This is a genomic window from Synechococcus sp. R6-10 (genome assembly GCF_047461815.1).
In the GTDB taxonomy this organism is placed as follows: domain Bacteria; phylum Cyanobacteriota; class Cyanobacteriia; order Thermostichales; family Thermostichaceae; genus Thermostichus.
Genome location: NZ_JANSHW010000682.1, coordinates 1 through 592, shown reverse-complemented (window position 1 = coordinate 592; position 592 = coordinate 1). Strand labels below are relative to the sequence as shown.

General features: G+C 61.7%; 1 protein-coding gene. It reads left to right on the top strand.

Annotated elements, in window-relative coordinates; translation table 11 throughout:
• Positions 1-592 (top strand): riboflavin biosynthesis protein RibF (ribF, locus tag NW837_RS15290; RefSeq protein WP_414332502.1); only part of this gene is annotated, 592 nt, incomplete at both ends.

Genomic DNA, 592 nt, shown 5'->3' with positions numbered 1-592 from the left:
TGCTCCCCTTCACCCCTGCATTTGCCTGCCAGCCCCCCCAAGAGTTTATCCAAACGGTACTTGAACAGGGCCTGCGCGTTCGCCATCTCAGCGTCGGTTGGGATTTTTGCTTTGGTCACCGTCGCTCCGGCAACGCCCAAACGCTCCAGGCTTGGGGATCCGAGCGCTGCATTCCGGTGGAGGTGATCCCGGAGGCGAAACTCAACGGGGAACGGGTGAGCAGCTCTCGCATTCGAGCTGCCTTGGCGACTGGGGAGGTGTCCACTGCCGAAGCGCTCTTGGGTCGCCCCTATCGTCTGATGGGAGAGGTGGTGCAAGGGGATCAGCGGGGCCGACAACTGGGCTTTCCCACCGCCAACCTCCGCTTGCCTCCGGAGAAGTTTTTGCCCCGCGATGGGGTGTACAGCGTTTGGGTGGATGTGCCTGCTGCTGCGGCAGCTCTACCTGGGGTGATGAACATTGGCCATCGGCCCACGTTTGCCGGTTTACAGCACACCGTCGAGGTGCATCTATTGGATTGGACAGGAGATCTCTACGGGCAAGAGGTGCGGGTGGCGCTACGGGGCTTTATCCGCCCAGAGCGGAGATTTCC